General features: G+C 72.1%; 12 protein-coding genes. 5 read left to right on the top strand and 7 right to left on the bottom strand.

Going from position 1 to position 14026, the window contains the following annotated elements; translation table 11 throughout:
- Positions 1-11 precede the first annotated feature (11 nt).
- Positions 12-527 carry a GNAT family N-acetyltransferase gene (locus tag IE177_RS24270; RefSeq protein WP_190017517.1) on the top strand — a complete coding sequence of 172 codons (516 nt, stop codon included), beginning with the start codon at positions 12-14 and terminating at the stop codon, positions 525-527.
- Positions 528-547: 20 nt separating this feature from the next.
- Here IE177_RS24270 and IE177_RS24265 read toward each other — a convergent pair whose 3' ends face one another.
- Together IE177_RS24265 and IE177_RS24260 are read right to left on the bottom strand one after the other, a co-directional pair.
- Entirely contained in the window at positions 548-1882 is a 1335-nt protein-coding gene (locus tag IE177_RS24265; protein WP_229816241.1) for an MFS transporter, read from the bottom strand.
- A 28-nt stretch (positions 1883-1910) separates the two neighbouring features.
- Positions 1911-2348 carry a MarR family winged helix-turn-helix transcriptional regulator gene (locus IE177_RS24260; RefSeq protein ID WP_030642980.1) on the bottom strand — a complete coding sequence of 146 codons (438 nt, stop codon included), beginning with the start codon at positions 2346-2348 and terminating at the stop codon, positions 1911-1913.
- 154 nt (positions 2349-2502) lie between these two features.
- On the opposite strand from IE177_RS24260, the gene IE177_RS24255 reads away from it, so the two are divergent.
- A complete protein-coding gene (locus IE177_RS24255) occupies positions 2503-2685 on the top strand; it encodes a ribbon-helix-helix protein, CopG family (RefSeq protein WP_189985510.1) in 183 nt (60 codons plus the stop codon).
- A 51-nt stretch (positions 2686-2736) separates the two neighbouring features.
- On the opposite strand, the gene IE177_RS24250 is transcribed toward IE177_RS24255, so the two are convergent.
- Positions 2737-4188 (bottom strand): NCS2 family permease, encoded by a 1452-nt coding sequence (locus IE177_RS24250; RefSeq protein ID WP_190017515.1) that lies wholly within the window; start codon positions 4186-4188, stop codon positions 2737-2739.
- A gap of 147 nt (positions 4189-4335) precedes the next feature.
- Here IE177_RS24250 and IE177_RS24245 point away from each other — a divergent pair, with 147 nt between their 5' ends.
- Together IE177_RS24245 and IE177_RS24240 are read left to right on the top strand one after the other, a co-directional pair.
- Positions 4336-4602, top strand: coding sequence for a DUF2530 domain-containing protein (locus IE177_RS24245; RefSeq protein ID WP_190017514.1), 267 nt, complete (start codon positions 4336-4338; stop codon positions 4600-4602).
- A gap of 106 nt (positions 4603-4708) precedes the next feature.
- Positions 4709-7105 carry an HAD-IC family P-type ATPase gene (locus tag IE177_RS24240; protein ID WP_190017513.1) on the top strand — a complete coding sequence of 799 codons (2397 nt, stop codon included), beginning with the start codon at positions 4709-4711 and terminating at the stop codon, positions 7103-7105.
- 9 nt (positions 7106-7114) lie between these two features.
- Here IE177_RS24240 and IE177_RS24235 read toward each other — a convergent pair whose 3' ends face one another.
- The 3 genes from IE177_RS24235 to IE177_RS24225 form a co-directional block, all read right to left on the bottom strand.
- The gene (locus IE177_RS24235; RefSeq protein WP_190017512.1) at positions 7115-7945 is read right to left on the bottom strand and encodes a hypothetical protein; all 831 of its coding nucleotides are present in this window, start codon (positions 7943-7945) and stop codon (positions 7115-7117) included.
- A gap of 200 nt (positions 7946-8145) precedes the next feature.
- Entirely contained in the window at positions 8146-8904 is a 759-nt protein-coding gene (locus IE177_RS24230) for a calcium-binding protein (RefSeq protein ID WP_190017511.1), read from the bottom strand.
- Positions 8905-9022: 118 nt separating this feature from the next.
- A complete protein-coding gene (locus tag IE177_RS24225; protein ID WP_190017510.1) occupies positions 9023-12181 on the bottom strand; it encodes a sacsin N-terminal ATP-binding-like domain-containing protein in 3159 nt (1052 codons plus the stop codon).
- A 156-nt stretch (positions 12182-12337) separates the two neighbouring features.
- On the opposite strand from IE177_RS24225, the gene IE177_RS24220 reads away from it, so the two are divergent.
- A complete protein-coding gene (locus IE177_RS24220; protein WP_190017509.1) occupies positions 12338-12829 on the top strand; it encodes a hemerythrin domain-containing protein in 492 nt (163 codons plus the stop codon).
- Positions 12830-12916: 87 nt separating this feature from the next.
- On the opposite strand, the gene ppk2 is transcribed toward IE177_RS24220, so the two are convergent.
- The gene (gene ppk2 / locus IE177_RS24215; protein WP_190017594.1) at positions 12917-13924 is read right to left on the bottom strand and encodes a polyphosphate kinase 2; all 1008 of its coding nucleotides are present in this window, start codon (positions 13922-13924) and stop codon (positions 12917-12919) included.
- Positions 13925-14026: the final 102 nt, after the last annotated feature.

The raw sequence follows: 14026 nt of genomic DNA, 5'->3' as shown, positions 1-14026 counted from the left end.
TGATGTAGATCATGACGATCAGGATTCGTGAAGGCGGCCCCGACGACGCTCCGCTCATCCTCGGCATGCTCGACAGCGCCGTGGAGTGGCTGGTCTCCCAGGGGCGCACCCGGCAGTGGGGGACGGAGTCCTGGTCGGGCAGTGACCGGGCGGTGGAGCTGGTGCAGCGGTACGCGGCCGAGGGCACGCCCTACTTCGCCGAGATAGACGGCACCCCGGCGGCCACGCTTACCCTCAGCAAGGGCCCGGGACCCTATCTGGAGCCCGCGGACGAGCCCGAGCGGTACATCCACCTGTTCGCCACCGACCGCCGTTTCAAGGGCCTGGGCGCCGGTGCGGCGCTGCTCGCCCACGCGGTCGAGGTGACCCGGCGGGCGGGGATCTCGCTGCTGCGCGTCGACTGCTACGCGGGCGACGACGGCAAGCTGGTCGCCTATTACGAGGGCAACGGCTTCATCCGCACCGAGCCCTACACCCACGGCGAGGACGAGTGGCCGGGACAGGTACTGGCCCGGAGGGTCCTGTAGGACCCCCCGGGACGGGACGTTCAGGCGGCGGTCGCCAGCGCCTCGCGCTCGCGCGGGACGAAGGTGACCCGCGGGTGGCCGCGGTGCCAGCCCACCGCGAGGCGCAGCCCGCCGACGCGGGCCAGGATCAGGCCGATCGTGGCCGCGGCCACGGCCGAGACCACACCGCCGAGGGCGAAGCCGATCCGGGCGCCGTAGGTGTCGGTGACCCAGCCGACGACCGGCGCGCCCAGCGGCGTTCCGCCCATGAACACCATCATGAACAGGGCCATCACCCGGCCGCGCATGGCCGGGTCGGTGGCCATCTGCACGGCGGTGTTCGCGGTGACGTTCACGGTCAGGCCGAAGACGCCGATCGGGATCATGAGCAGCGCGAAGAGCCAGTACGACGGGGCCACCGCCGCCACGGTCTCCAGCGTGCCGAAGGCCAGCGCGGCGGCGATCAGGACGCGCAGCCGGGCCGTGCCGCGCCGGGCGGCCAGCAGGGCGCCGCCCAGGGAGCCGACGGCCATCAGGGTGTTGAAGAGGCTGTAGGAGCCGGCGCCGGAGTGGAAGACGTCGTCCGCGTAGGCGGACAGCCACACCGGGAAGTTGAAGCCGAAGGTGCCGATGAATCCGACCAGGACGATCGGCCAGATCAGCTCCGGCCGCTTCGCCACGTAGTCCAGCCCCTCCCGCAGCTGGCCCTTGCCGCGCGGCGCCCGCTCGACGACGTGCAGTTCGTGGGCCCGCATCAGGAGCAGGCCGGCGATGGGCGCGGCGAAGGACAGGCCGTTGGCGAGGAAGGCCCAGCCGGTGCCCACCCCGGTGATCATGAGGCCGGCGACCGCGGGGCCGACCAGCCGGGCCGACTGGAAGTTCGCGGAGTTGAGGCTGACCGCGTTCTGCAGCTGGCCGGGGCCGACCATCTCGGAGACGAAGGACTGCCGGGCCGGGTTGTCGACGACCGTGGCGAGGCCGACGGCGAAGGCGGCGACGTAGACGTGCCAGACCTGGACGTGCCCGGAGAGGGTCAGGAAGGCGAGCGCGAGGCCCGTGACGGCCATGGCCGACTGGGTGACCAGCAGGGTGGGTCGCTTGGGCAGGCGGTCGACCAGGACGCCGCCGTACAGGCCGAACAGGAGCATCGGCAGGAACTGCAGGGCCGTGGTGATGCCGACGGCCGCCGACGAGCCGGTGAGGCTGAGCACGAGCCAGTCCTGGGCGATGCGCTGCATCCAGGTGCCGGTGTTCGAGACGACCTGGCCGAGGAAGAAGAGCCGGTAGTTCCGGACCTTCAGCGAGCTGAACATGGAGCGGGGCTCGCGGGTGGTGGACGGTGCGGGTGCGGAAGCTGCTCCGGGTCCCGTACTCAAAAGTGGTTCGCCTCCTAGATAGGTGTGCTTACAGGTGGGCGAGCTTCTCCAGCACGGGGGCGGCGGCGCGCAGGGCGGCCCACTCGTCCTCGTCCAGGCCCTCGACGAGGCCCGCCAGGAACGCGTTGCGCTTGCGGCGGCTCTCCTCGAGCATCGCCTCGGCCTGCTCGGTCTGGGTGACGACCTTCTGGCGCCGGTCCTCCGGGTGCGGCTCCAGCCGGACCAGGCCCTTGGCTTCGAGCAGCGCGACGATGCGGGTCATCGACGGCGGCTGCACGTGCTCCTTGCGGGCCAGCTCGCCCGGGGTGGCCGAGCCGCAGCGCGCGAGGGTGCCGAGCACCGACATCTCGGTGGGGCTCAGCGACTCGTCGACCCGCTGGTGCTTGAGCCGACGGGACAGCCGCATCACGGCGGAGCGGAGGGCGTTCACGGCGGCCGCGTCGTCGCCATGGGTGAGGTCCGGCATGTTCTTTAGCCTAACTCATTACCCTGGCTAAAGACCAACGGGACACGCACACCGCGCCCGTGACCCTGGCCACTGCGCTCGATGATCACCCGAACGAGTGAGTCGATTCCGGAAAGTGACGCCGGGATGGCCGGATGTGGCGACCCTCGTACGCATGGGGACCACCGTGCTCAGCCTGCGCATCGACGGGGAGCTGCTCGAAAGGCTCCGGCACCACGCGGCGAAAAGAGGCATGAGCGTGCAGGACTATGTGGTCCGCACGCTCATCCGCGACGACTTCGACGAACGGTTCCAGACCGCCGTCGAGGAGACCGAGAGGTTCTACGGCGTCACGTGACGCCGGGCCACCCGGACGTGACGTGGCGCCCGGCCTCCCGGACGGGGCCGGTCAGGTCAGGCCCAGGGCCGGCATCAGGTAGTAGAAGGCGAAGACCGCCGAGACGACGTACATCGCGGCCGGGATCTCCCTGGCCCGCCCGGCGGCCAGGCGCAGCACGGTGAAGGTGATGAAGCCCATGCCGATGCCGTTCGTGATCGAGTAGGTGAACGGCATCATCAGCATCGTCACGAAGGCCGGGATGGCGATCGTGTAGTCCGCCCAGTCGATCTCCTTGATCGAGTTCGACAGGATCAGGAAGCCGACCGCGACCAGCGCCGGGGTGGCCGCCTGGGACGGGACCATCGTGGCGACCGGGGTCAGGAACAGCGCCACCGCGAACAGGGCGCCGGTGACGACGTTCGCGAGGCCCGTGCGGGCGCCCTCGCCGACGCCGGCCGTGGACTCCACGAACGCGGTCGTCGCGGAGGAGGAGCTGGCGCCGCCCGCCGCGACCGCGAGGCCGTCGACGAAGAGGACCTTGTTGATGCCGGGCATGTAGCCCTCGGCGTCGGTCAGCTTGGCCTCGTCGCTGATGCCCATGATCGTGCCCATCGCGTCGAAGAAGCACGACAGCAGGACCGTGAAGACGAAGAGGACGCCGGTCAGCACGCCGACCTTGGAGAAGCCGCCGAAGAGACTGACCTGGCCGATCAGGCCGAAGTCGGGGGTGGCGACCGGGTTGCCGGGCCACTTCGGGACCGTCAGGCCCCAGGACGGGATGGTCGCGACCGCGTTGACGATCATCGCGAGGACGGTCATGGCGACGATCGAGATCAGGATCGCACCCGGCACCTTGCGCACGATCAGCGCGAACGTGAGCAGCGTGCCCAGGACGAAGATCAGCACCGGCCAGCCGGTGAGGTGGCCGCCCACGCCGAGCTGGAGCGGGACGGTGGTCTGGGCGACGTCCGGGATGCGGGTGACGAAGCCGGAGTCGACCAGGCCGATCAGCATGATGAACAGGCCGATGCCGATCGCGATCGCCTTGCGCAGACCGAACGGCACGGCGTTCATCACCCGCTCGCGCAGGCCCGTGGCGACCAGCAGCATCACCACGAAACCGGCCAGCACGACCATGCCCATGGCGTCCGGCCAGGTCATCCGGGGCGCCAGCTGGAGCGCGACGACCGAGTTCACGCCGAGGCCGGCGGCGAGCGCGATCGGCACGTTGCCGATGACGCCCATCAGCAGCGTGGTGAACGCGGCCGTCAGCGCCGTCGCCGTCACCAGCTGGGCGTTGTCCAGGTGGTGCCCGTTCATGTCCTTGGCGCTGCTGAGGATGATCGGGTTCAGCACGATGATGTACGCCATCGCGAAGAACGTGGCGAACCCGCCCCGGATCTCCCGGGCGATCGTGCTGCTGCGCTCGGAGATGCGGAAGTAGCGGTCGAGGGGGCCGAAGGCGGCCGGGCCACCCGGCTTCTCGGGGGTGGGGGCCTTGGCGGGTGCCGAGGTGGACATGCGGGACCTCATCCCAACGGGTTCCCCCGAGCCTGTTGGACTTTCCTACGATCAGAAGCGGTCAAAGACAAACGGTTTCAGTATGAACGTATGAGTGGCAGATCGCTATCTCCGCGCGTAGACCACGGCGGCCCTTAAGCTGTGCGCATGGCCAAGTGGACCCCCAAGCACGAGGCGCCGGAGCCCCTGGAGGGGCCCGTGGTCGCCACCATCACCGGCGGCACGATCGTGTGGTTCGTGCTCTTCCTCGTCCAGCTGCCCTTCTACGGCTGGTTCGACGACCACGGGGTCCTGTGGTGGCTGTGGACCTGCCTGGCCGGCGGCGGACTGGGGCTGATCGGCATCTGGTACGTGCGCAGGAGGGACGCGGCGATCAAGAGGGACGCGGCGCTGAAGGCCGCGGCCGCGGGGTAGCGGTACAACCAGCGCAGGACACCGCGCGGGGAACCCCTCCTTCCCAGGTCGGAAATCGGCTCACTCCGGCGGGTGGCGGGGCACACGGGCACGTACCGTCGAATGCATGAGCCATACCGATACGGGTGCCGAGCTCGACCCCGCCCATCCCCTGGCCGGGCCCCGGGTCCGGCCAGGGGGGCTGACCGCGTCCGAGGTGGCGCAGCGGCGCTCGCGCGGGCAGGTCAACGACGTGCCGGTGCGCAGCAGCCGGTCCGTGGCCGAGATCGTCCGCGCGAACGTCTTCACCCGGTTCAACGCGATCATCGGTGTGCTCTGGCTCGTCACGCTGTTCGTCGCGCCGATCCAGGACAGCCTGTTCGGCTTCGTGATCATCGCCAACACCGCCATCGGCATCGTCCAGGAGTGGCGCGCCAAGCAGACCCTCGACTCGCTCGCGGTGATCGGGGAGGCCCGGCCGACGGTGCGGCGGGACGGGGTCGCCACCGAGGTGGCGTCCCATGAGATCGTCCTGGACGACCTGGTGGAGATCGGCCCCGGCGACAAGATCGTGGTCGACGGGGCGTGCGTGGAGGCCGAGGGCCTGGAGGTCGACGAGTCGCTGCTCACCGGCGAGGCCGACCCGGTCGTCAAACGCCCCGGCGACCGTGTGATGTCCGGCAGCTTCGTGGTCGCGGGCGGCGGCGCGTTCCAGGCCACCAAGGTGGGCCGCGAGGCCTACGCGGCCCAGCTCGCCGAGGAGGCCTCGCGCTTCACCCTCGTCCACTCCGAGCTGCGCACCGGCATCTCCACGATCCTCAAGTACGTCACCTGGATGATGGTCCCGGCGGCGATCGGCCTGGTCGTCACCCAGCTCGTGGTCAAGAACAACGGGTTCAAGGACGCGGTGGCCCGCACGGTCGGCGGAATCGTGCCGATGGTCCCCGAGGGGCTGGTGCTGCTCACCTCCGTCGCCTTCGCCGTGGGGGTCATCCGGCTCGGGCGGAAACAGTGCCTGGTGCAGGAGCTGCCGGCGATCGAGGGGCTGGCCCGCGTCGACACCGTCTGTCTGGACAAGACCGGCACGCTCACCGAGGGCGGCATGGACGTGACTGCGCTGCGGCCGCTGGACGGGGCCGACGAGACGTACGTACGCAAGGTGCTCGGCGCCCTCGGCGAGTCCGACCCGCACCCCAACGCCTCGCTCCAGGCGATCATCGACGCCTGTCCCGACAGCGAGGAGTGGCGGTGCGTCGAGTCGCTGCCGTTCTCCTCCGCCCGCAAGTACAGCGGGGCCGCGTTCAGCGAGGGTGACGGCGAGACCAGCACCTGGCTGCTGGGCGCCCCCGACGTCCTCCTCGAGTCCGGGCACCCGGCCCTCGCCGAGACCGAGCGCCTCAACGAAGAGGGGCTGCGCGTCCTGCTGCTGGCCCGGGCCCACCGCGACCTCGACGCCCCCGAGCCGGCCCGCGACGCCCGCCCCACCGCCCTGGTCGTCCTCGAACAGCGGCTGCGGTCCGACGCGGCCGACACCCTGCGCTACTTCGCGGACCAGGACGTCCGCGCGAAGGTCATCTCCGGGGACAACGCGGTGTCGGTGGGCGTGGTCGCCGCCAAGCTGGGGCTGGACGGCGGCGCGGTGGACGCCCGGCGGCTGCCCGCCGACCCGGCCGGGATGGCGGCCGCGCTGGACGCGGGCACGGTGTTCGGGCGGGTCACCCCGCGGCAGAAGCGGGACATGGTCGGCGCGCTGCAGTCGCGCGGGCACACGGTCGCGATGACGGGCGACGGCGTGAACGACGTGCTCGCGCTGAAGGACGCCGACATCGGTGTGGCCATGGGCTCGGGCTCGGAGGCGACGCGCGCGGTCGCGCAGATCGTCCTGCTGGACAACAGCTTCGCGAGCCTGCCGTCGGTGGTGGGCGAGGGCCGCCGGGTGATCGGCAACATCACGCGCGTGGCGACCCTGTTCCTGGTCAAGACCGTCTACTCGGTGCTGCTGGCGCTGCTGGTGGTGTGCTGGCAGGTGGAGTACCCCTTCCTGCCCCGGCACCTGACCCTGCTGTCCACCCTCACCATCGGCGTGCCGGCCTTCTTCCTGGCCCTGGCGCCCAACACGGAACGGGCCCGTCCGCACTTCGTGCGCCGGGTGATGCGGTACGCGGTCCCCGGCGGTGTGGTGGCGGGAGCGGCGACGTTCGCGGTCTACCTGCTGGCCCGGCACCACTACACCGGTCCCGGCGCCCTGGACGCGGAGACCAGCGCGGCCACCCTGACCCTGTTCCTGATCTCCATGTGGGTGCTGGCGATCATCGCCCGCCCCTACACGTGGTGGCGGGTGGTCCTGGTGGCCGCGATGGGCGCGTCGTTCCTGCTCGTCCTCGCCGTGCCGGCCCTGCAGGACTTCTTCGCCCTCAAGCTGGTCGGCATCACCATGCCGTGGACGGCGGTCGGCGTGGCGGCGGTGGCGGCGGCCGTCCTGGAGCTCGTGTGGACGTGGATCGACCGCCGAGTGCCGCAGTAGGACGGGGCGCTACCGCACGTCGACGTAGTCGCCCGTGGCGCTGACCGCCGGGGTGGTCGAGGTGCCCGCGAAGCTGAAGCGCCAGTAGCCGTCGTACTGGGCGGTGGCGGTGGCCTTCAGGTTGCCGGAAGAGTCGGAGTAGACCGTCTTGACGGTGGTGTAGGTGCTCGTGCCCGCCTTCTTGAACTGCAGCTTGACCGGCTGGTTGGTGTAGCCGTGGTACAGGCCGTCGTCCCAGTTGGCCCGGGACAGCTTGCCCGTGGTGGTGAGGGTCCTGCCCTTGGTGACCGGCTCCGGGCCCGCGTTCGCGGTGAGCTTGGAGTAGCGCTGCAGGGCCGTGGTGGCGAGGCCGCCCTGCTCCTTGAAGCCGACCTTGCTCATGTCGGGGTCGTCCTGGTTCTGGCCGTTGAAGGCGAAGGCCTCGGCGGCGACGGACCAGCTGCCGGCGTCGGTGGTCCGCAGCTCGCCCTCGCCCGGGTAGAGGTCGACGGTGCCGGTGCAGGTGGCGGTGGTCGACGTGGCGACCTTGCAGGTGGCGAAGTCGTCACCTTCCAGCGTGTCGCTCGGGGCGTCCAGCGAGCCGCGGTAGAGGTAGGCGTCGCTGTAGAAGTCGGGCTCGGTGACGTCCACGTCCGAGCCGTGGGTCAGCGTGTAGGTGTACGTGGTGCTGACCTTGTTGGTGGTGCCGACCTTGATCGCCTTGGCGATCTTCAGGTTCGAGAAGCTGACGTTCAACGTGTACGGCGTGCCGCTCGAACCGGTGGCGTGTGCGGCCGGGACGGCGAGGGCGGTGAGGGCCAGGGCGCCGGTGACGGCGGCCACGGTGGCACGAATGCGCATGCGTTCCCCTGAGGGAGAAGAGATCGGGGAGTCGGTCGACTCGCGTGATCAGATCTGCGAGGGGTGCCTCCGGTTGTACGGCGGGGATCGTTCCCGGCCATTTTTTGTTCCGCGATTACCAGCTCATGACGCAAGTGAGAGGAAACGTTCCGGCCCCGTAGGGCGGGCGTCGCCCCCCGGGGCCGGAACGGCGTGCCGAGTCAGCGCACGTCGACGTAGTCACCCGTGGCGCCGACGGCGGCGGTGCTCGAGTTGCCCGCGAAGGAGAAGCGGTAGTAGCCGTCGGCCGTGGCCGTGGTCGTCGTCTTCAGGTTGCCCCTGGAGTCCGCCTTGACGGTCTTCAGCGTGGTGTAGGTGCTGGAGCCCTTCTTGCGGTACTGGAGCTTGACCGACTGCGAGCCGTAGCCGCCGTACTTCAGCGACTCCCAGTTGGCGCGGGTGAGGGCGCCGGTGACCGTGACGGTCCTGCCCTTCTTCACCGGCTCCGGGGAGGCGTTGGCGGTGAGCTTGGCGGCGCGCTGGAACCAGAAGGAGCCGGCCTTGTCCTTCTGGACGAAGTCGTCGTCCTTGCCGTCGACCCACGCGGAGACGTACCAGGTGCCGGCGTTCTTGTTGGTGAGGTAGTCGACCTTCGGGTCGATCTTCACCGAGGCGGTGCAGGTGGAGGTGGTGGCGTCGACGACGGCGCACGTGGGCTTGCCGGTCGTCTCGATGCCGTTGTCGGGGCCGAAGAGGTCGAACGGCTGGGCGCCCTTGATGCCGGAGTCGTCGGTGGCCGTCACGCTGACCTTGATGGTCACGGCGCCGGACGTGCCGATGGACACCTTGTTGTCGCCGTCCACGACAACCTTGGTGATCTTGGTGTCACCGAAGCCGCCGTCGGCCTGCGCGGCCGGTGCGGCGAGGGTGGACAGGGCCAGAGCGCCGCCGATGACGGCGACAGAGGCGCGAATACGCATGTGTTCCCCTGCGTGCGAAGTGATCGGGGAGCCGGTCGGCTCCCGGTGATCAGATCCGGCACACAGGGGAACGGTTGTACGGAACTGGTGAATCCGGTAAGGGAGTTGTGAAGGTCGCTCAGTCGAACCAGCGGTCCCGTGCCAGCTCCTCCGTGCGGGACGGGTCCTCCAGCAGGGCCGCGACCTCGAAGCGGCGCGGCCACTGGCGCGACGCCCAGGCGAGGCCCGCGGCGACCCCCTCCAGCGTGGCCGCGTGCAGCACGCCGTCGTCGGTCAGCCGCCAGTCGATCCCGACGCCGTCCACCACCAGCTCGTCGTGCTCCACGTACGTCTCCGGCGTACGCGGCCCGAGCAGCACCCGTACCGCGGCCGGCACGTCGTGCTCCGTGCCCTCGGAGTGCACCTCGCCGGTGACGGACTCGCTGAGCCTGCGCACCTGGAACAGTTCGGCCAGCTCGGCCGCGCGGGACGGCCGTACCGGCAGCAGCGGCACTCCCGAGGTGAACGGCAGCAGGTCGGGCGAGTCGACCACGACCGCCTCGGCGGCGTCCACGACCTCGACCCGCCCGTCGACCACGGCCCGCACCTCGTCCGGCAGGGTCACCTGGTCCGGATCCAGCTCGGCCAGCGCGCCGTACAGCCCGTGCAGCTGCGCGGGGGTGACCGGGCGCTCCGGGTCGGCGAGCCGGTCCAGCAGCTCGGCGGCGCCGCCGGGCTCGGCCAGCAGCGTGCCGACGGAGGTCCGCACACCGAGCGCCCGCAGCACCTGCTCGTCCTCGAACCCGGTGGCGTCGGCCTCGTCGTACAGCCCCCGCAGCAGCGGGTCGCCGCCCGCGGCGAGCAGGCCGGCCGGGCGGCGGCCGTCCAGCACCGGGTGGCCGCGCAGCCACCACGCGGTGTACGGCCGTACGACCTCGTGGGTACCGTCGTGCAGCAGGACGCGCACGGGCTGGACGAGGGCGTCCCGCAGCGGCGGCCTGGCCAGCAGTGCGAGGGCCTCGGGCCAGTGGTCGTCGTCCACCAGGTCCAGGTCGCGGACGGCGACGAGTTCGGTGGCGACCGGGGGCACCGGGCTGTCCGGGAACCGGTCGAGCACGTCCTCGCACCACACGTCCACCGCGTCCAGCAGTCCCGCGTCGTCCGGCTCGGCGAAGTCACCCTCGCGGGGGTCCAGCTCGTCCGGGTCCAGGACGACGTCGGTGGCGCGGACGAGCGCGAAGTCCGCCAGCACCCCGCAGGCGGTGAGCGGCTGCCGGCCCCACTTCTCGACCAGGCCGGCGTCCACGGCGGCCAGTTCGCCCTCGCGGATCACACGGGCGAAGGGGCTCCCGGGCAGCACGAGTTCGCCCGCCGGGGCGAGCTCCCCGTCCTCGTCGGGCAGCGCGAGCGCCCCCAGCCACGGCTCGTCGCCGGGCTCCAGGGCCGCGTCCCGCACCAGGCCGAGCACGGCGTCGGCCAGCTCCTCGGCGTCCGGCGCGTCCTCCTCCCAGCCGATGCCGCCCCCGTCGTCCAGGGAGGCGGCCACGGCGGCCCGCACCTGCGGGGTGGTCAGCACCGCACGCGGGGTCGCGGGCAGCGCGCCCAGCTTCTCCAGCAGCGGGTGCGCGGCGTCCTCGTGGGCGACCTTCAGTCCGAGCCGCCCGAGGACGTCCGCGTCGATCCGGGCGCCGTCCGGCGTGGGCAGCAGCACCTGCCGGGGTCCGATGGCGGTCCGCCCTCCCCCGGTGCCGAAAGCCTGGGAGGCACCCCCGGCCAGCGGCACCGGGAGCCCGGACAGCCGGTCCGGGTCGACCCCGGCGAGGCTGTCGTAGAGCCGCCACCACCAGTCGGGGTCCTTCTCCAGCCCGGCGAGCCGGTCGACGGCGTCGGCGAGCGGGAGTCGGGCGACGCCCAGGGTGCGCAGCTCGGCGCGGCGCTCCAGGCCGGCCGGGAGCAGGGTGGGCAGCACCTCCGCCAGCACCCGGACGGTGTCCGCCCCGGCCCCCTCCACCACCTCCGCGTCCCGCGGGCGCAGCGCCTCGGGAAGGTCCTCGTCCGCCTCGGGCCCGACGGCCGGGGGCAGGAACGCGGTGCGCGGCAGCAGTTCCAGGACCGCCTGCCGCAGGGCCCCGTCCAGCTCGCCCCGGCCGAGCGGCCCGGGTACGAGGTCGATGACGCCGTCGGTCACCGGCCGCCAGCCGGCGAGCAGTTCGGCGTAGGCGTCGGCCGCGCGCCGCACCAGGAAGTCGGTGAGCGGGCCGGGGGCCGCGTGCCGCCGGGTGGTGTCCAGGGGGAAGGAGGCGATGAGGAGCGCGGGGACGCCGAGGGGCTCGTCGCTGGGCGTGGGCGCGTGCACGACGGGAGCGGTACGGGGCCGCACCGGGCGGCCGCCCTCGTCCTCCGGCACGGCCCAGGTCACCGACCAGTGGGGGCGCAGCCGCTCCTCCACGGGCCGGTCGGCGAGCAGGTCCGCGGTGAGCGGCCCGTGCGCGGTGGCCGTACGCCACCGGGTCGTGCCCTCGCGCGTGTCCTCCACGACGGTCACGGCGCCCTCCGCACGGCGGCGCAGGGTCCGCGGGGCCTCGCCGCCGACCTCCACGACGACCTCCTCCAGGCCCGGCAGGGCGAGCAGCAGGGCGTCGTCGACGGCGTGCAGCAGGCGCTCGGCGAGGTCGGTGGCGGCCGTGTCCCGCAGCGGCAGGATCACAGCGGTGTCGTACGGGTCGGGGGCGGAGCCCTCGGCGGCGAGCGGCAGCCTCAGCAGCGGCACGTGACCGTCCCTGCGGCGGATCTCGTCGCCGAGGCCCGGGCTGTGCCGGGCGGTGCCGGCGGCCAGCTCCCGCGCCTCGGCGAGGGACCAGCGGACGCCGCCGTGCCGCCCGACGACCGCCGGTTCGTCGGTGACGGCGAGCACGGCGGCGAAGCCGACGCCGAACCGGCCGACGGCGCCGTGCCCTTCCTGGACGTCCCGCTTGGCGGAGGCCCGCAGGGTGGACAGCGACTCGACCCCGGCCGCGTCCAGTGGGGCGCCGGTGTTGGCGGCCACGAGGACGCCGTCGCGGAGGGTGAGGCGGAGCCGGCCCGGGGCCTTCGCGCGGGCCGCGGCGTCGGCGGCGTTCTGGGCCAGCTCGACGACGAGCCGGTCCCGGTACCCACCGAGGACGAGGTCCTCCTCGGCGTTGGCGTCCTCGCGGAAGCGGGCGGGGCTGGTCGCCCAGGCGTCGAGGACACCGCGACGCAGACGGGCGGTGCCGAAGGGGTCGGCGCCCTCGGCCGCCGGCCGCACGTACTTGCTCACGTTCACTCTCCTCGTCGACGTGAGGACGAAGGTACAGCGCGGGCGGGTGAACGGCCGCAGGCGCGGGGGTGGGCGCCCGTGCGGGAGGTCATCAGCGGGGGCGGTGGGGGTATGCGGTGCTGGACCGATCCCTTCGCTCGAAAGTGGTGCTGTCTGATGGCCCGGACACAGGACGTGGTCGAGCTGATCCTCGAAGACCACCGGCGCATGGAGGAGCTCTTCCGCCGGATGCGCAGCGTCGAGGCCGACCGAGCGGCCGCACTGCGGGAGTTCGCCGACCTGCTGATCGCGCACGCGCTGGCCGAGGAGGCCGAGGTCTATCCCGCCCTGAAGCGGTACAAGAACATCGACGACGAGGAGGTGGAGCACGGCGAGCACGAGCACGACGAGGGCAACAAGGCCCTGCTGGACCTCCTCGAGGTGGGGGAGCCCGGTTCCGGGGACTGGGACGAGAAGCTGGAGGCACTGGTGGAGGCCGTCACCCACCACGCCGACGAGGAGGAACGGACCATCCTCAACGGAGCGCGGGAGAACGTGGCGATGCGGCGGCGCGAGGAACTGGGCGCGGCGTTCCTGGAGGAACGTGAGCGTCAGCTGAAGGCCGGCTGCGGTTCCGCCGACAACGTGCGCCGCCTCGTCGGCTCCTGACCGCAGGCCGCCCACCCGCCGGACGCGCGCCGCCGGCCGCCCGGACGGGGCGGCCGGCGGCGAAGGCGGTGCCGGGATCCCTCCTCCTCACGCGTGGCCGCGGCCGGCCGTCGCCGCCGGCCCGGACGGTTCCCTGGTGCCGGGTCCGCCGCCCGGATGGCTCCCGGGCCCGCCGCCCGGGCCGGCCAGCGGCGTCGGTGACAGGGCCGCGGGCTCCTCGCCCGGCTCCAGCAGGGTGGCCGCCGCACCGACGATCAGCGGGTCCGGGGTGCCCACCGCCTCGCGGTCCTTGGCCGGGTAGTCGAAGCGGTCGAGGAGGCTGCGCATCGCCTCCAGCCGGCCGCGCCGCTTGTCGTTGTTCTTCACGACCGTCCAGGGCGCGTACGGCGTGTCGGTCGCCCGGAACATGGCGACCTTGGCCGTCGTGTAGTCGTCCCAGCGGTCGAGCGAGGCGAGGTCGGTGGGAGAGAGCTTCCAGCGGCGCACCGGGTCGACCTGGCGGATCGCGAACCGGGTGCGCTGCTCGGCCCGGGACACCGAGAACCAGAACTTCACCAGCGAGATGCCGTCCTCGGTGAGCAGCCGTTCGAACATCGGGGCCTGGCCGAGGAACTGCCGGTACTCGGCCTCCGTGCAGAAGCCCATGACCCGTTCGACTCCCGCCCGGTTGTACCAGGAGCGGTCGAAGAAGACGATCTCGCCGCGGGCCGGCAGATGGGTCACGTACCGCTGGAAGTACCACTGCCCCGCCTCCCGCTCTGTCGGCTTCTCCAGCGCCACCACCCGGGCCCCGCGGGGGTTGAGCCGCTCGGTGAACCGCTGGATGGTGCCCCCCTTGCCGGCCGCGTCCCGTCCCTCGCAGACCACCACGATCCGCTGGCCGGTGTCCTTCACCCAGCGCTGCAGTTTGAGCAGTTCGACCTGCAGGACACGCTTCGTCCGCTCGTACTCGCGCCGTCCGACCCTGCGGTCGTAGGGGTGGTTCTCCCGCCAGGTCTCGATCGGCCGGCCGTCGGCGTCGAGGAGCACCGGCCGCTCCGGCTGCCGGTCGTCCACCTCGAGCCCTCGCAGCAGGTCGTTCCCACGCGCCTGCATCCCGTCCTCCTCGGCCGCCTGCTCGTGCTCGGCCACCACACCCACCGCCTCTCCGGCCTGGTCACCCACCGGGCCACGATCACGCTCGCCCTCCGCGTGCCC

The organism is Streptomyces lucensis JCM 4490 (genome assembly GCF_014650035.1).
GTDB lineage: Bacteria > Actinomycetota > Actinomycetes > Streptomycetales > Streptomycetaceae > Streptomyces > Streptomyces lucensis.
The sequence above is the reverse complement of the archived record's forward strand: the minus strand, read 5'-3'. Positions and strand labels throughout refer to the sequence as shown.

What these genes read in the sequence shown, in the direction of transcription:
- IE177_RS24270 (WP_190017517.1), top strand. Translation starts at nt 12, where the DNA reads ATGACGATCAGGATTCGTGAAGGCGGCCCCGACGACGCTCCGCTCATC.
- IE177_RS24260 (WP_030642980.1), bottom strand. Translation starts at nt 2,348, where the DNA reads ATGCCGGACCTCACCCATGGCGACGACGCGGCCGCCGTGAACGCCCTC.
- IE177_RS24255 (WP_189985510.1), top strand. Translation starts at nt 2,503, where the DNA reads ATGGGGACCACCGTGCTCAGCCTGCGCATCGACGGGGAGCTGCTCGAA.
- IE177_RS24250 (WP_190017515.1), bottom strand. Translation starts at nt 4,188, where the DNA reads ATGTCCACCTCGGCACCCGCCAAGGCCCCCACCCCCGAGAAGCCGGGT.
- IE177_RS24245 (WP_190017514.1), top strand. Translation starts at nt 4,336, where the DNA reads ATGGCCAAGTGGACCCCCAAGCACGAGGCGCCGGAGCCCCTGGAGGGG.
- IE177_RS24240 (WP_190017513.1), top strand. Translation starts at nt 4,709, where the DNA reads ATGAGCCATACCGATACGGGTGCCGAGCTCGACCCCGCCCATCCCCTG.
- IE177_RS24235 (WP_190017512.1), bottom strand. Translation starts at nt 7,945, where the DNA reads ATGCGCATTCGTGCCACCGTGGCCGCCGTCACCGGCGCCCTGGCCCTC.
- IE177_RS24230 (WP_190017511.1), bottom strand. Translation starts at nt 8,904, where the DNA reads ATGCGTATTCGCGCCTCTGTCGCCGTCATCGGCGGCGCTCTGGCCCTG.
- IE177_RS24220 (WP_190017509.1), top strand. Translation starts at nt 12,338, where the DNA reads ATGGCCCGGACACAGGACGTGGTCGAGCTGATCCTCGAAGACCACCGG.
- ppk2 (WP_190017594.1), bottom strand. Translation starts at nt 13,924, where the DNA reads ATGCAGGCGCGTGGGAACGACCTGCTGCGAGGGCTCGAGGTGGACGAC.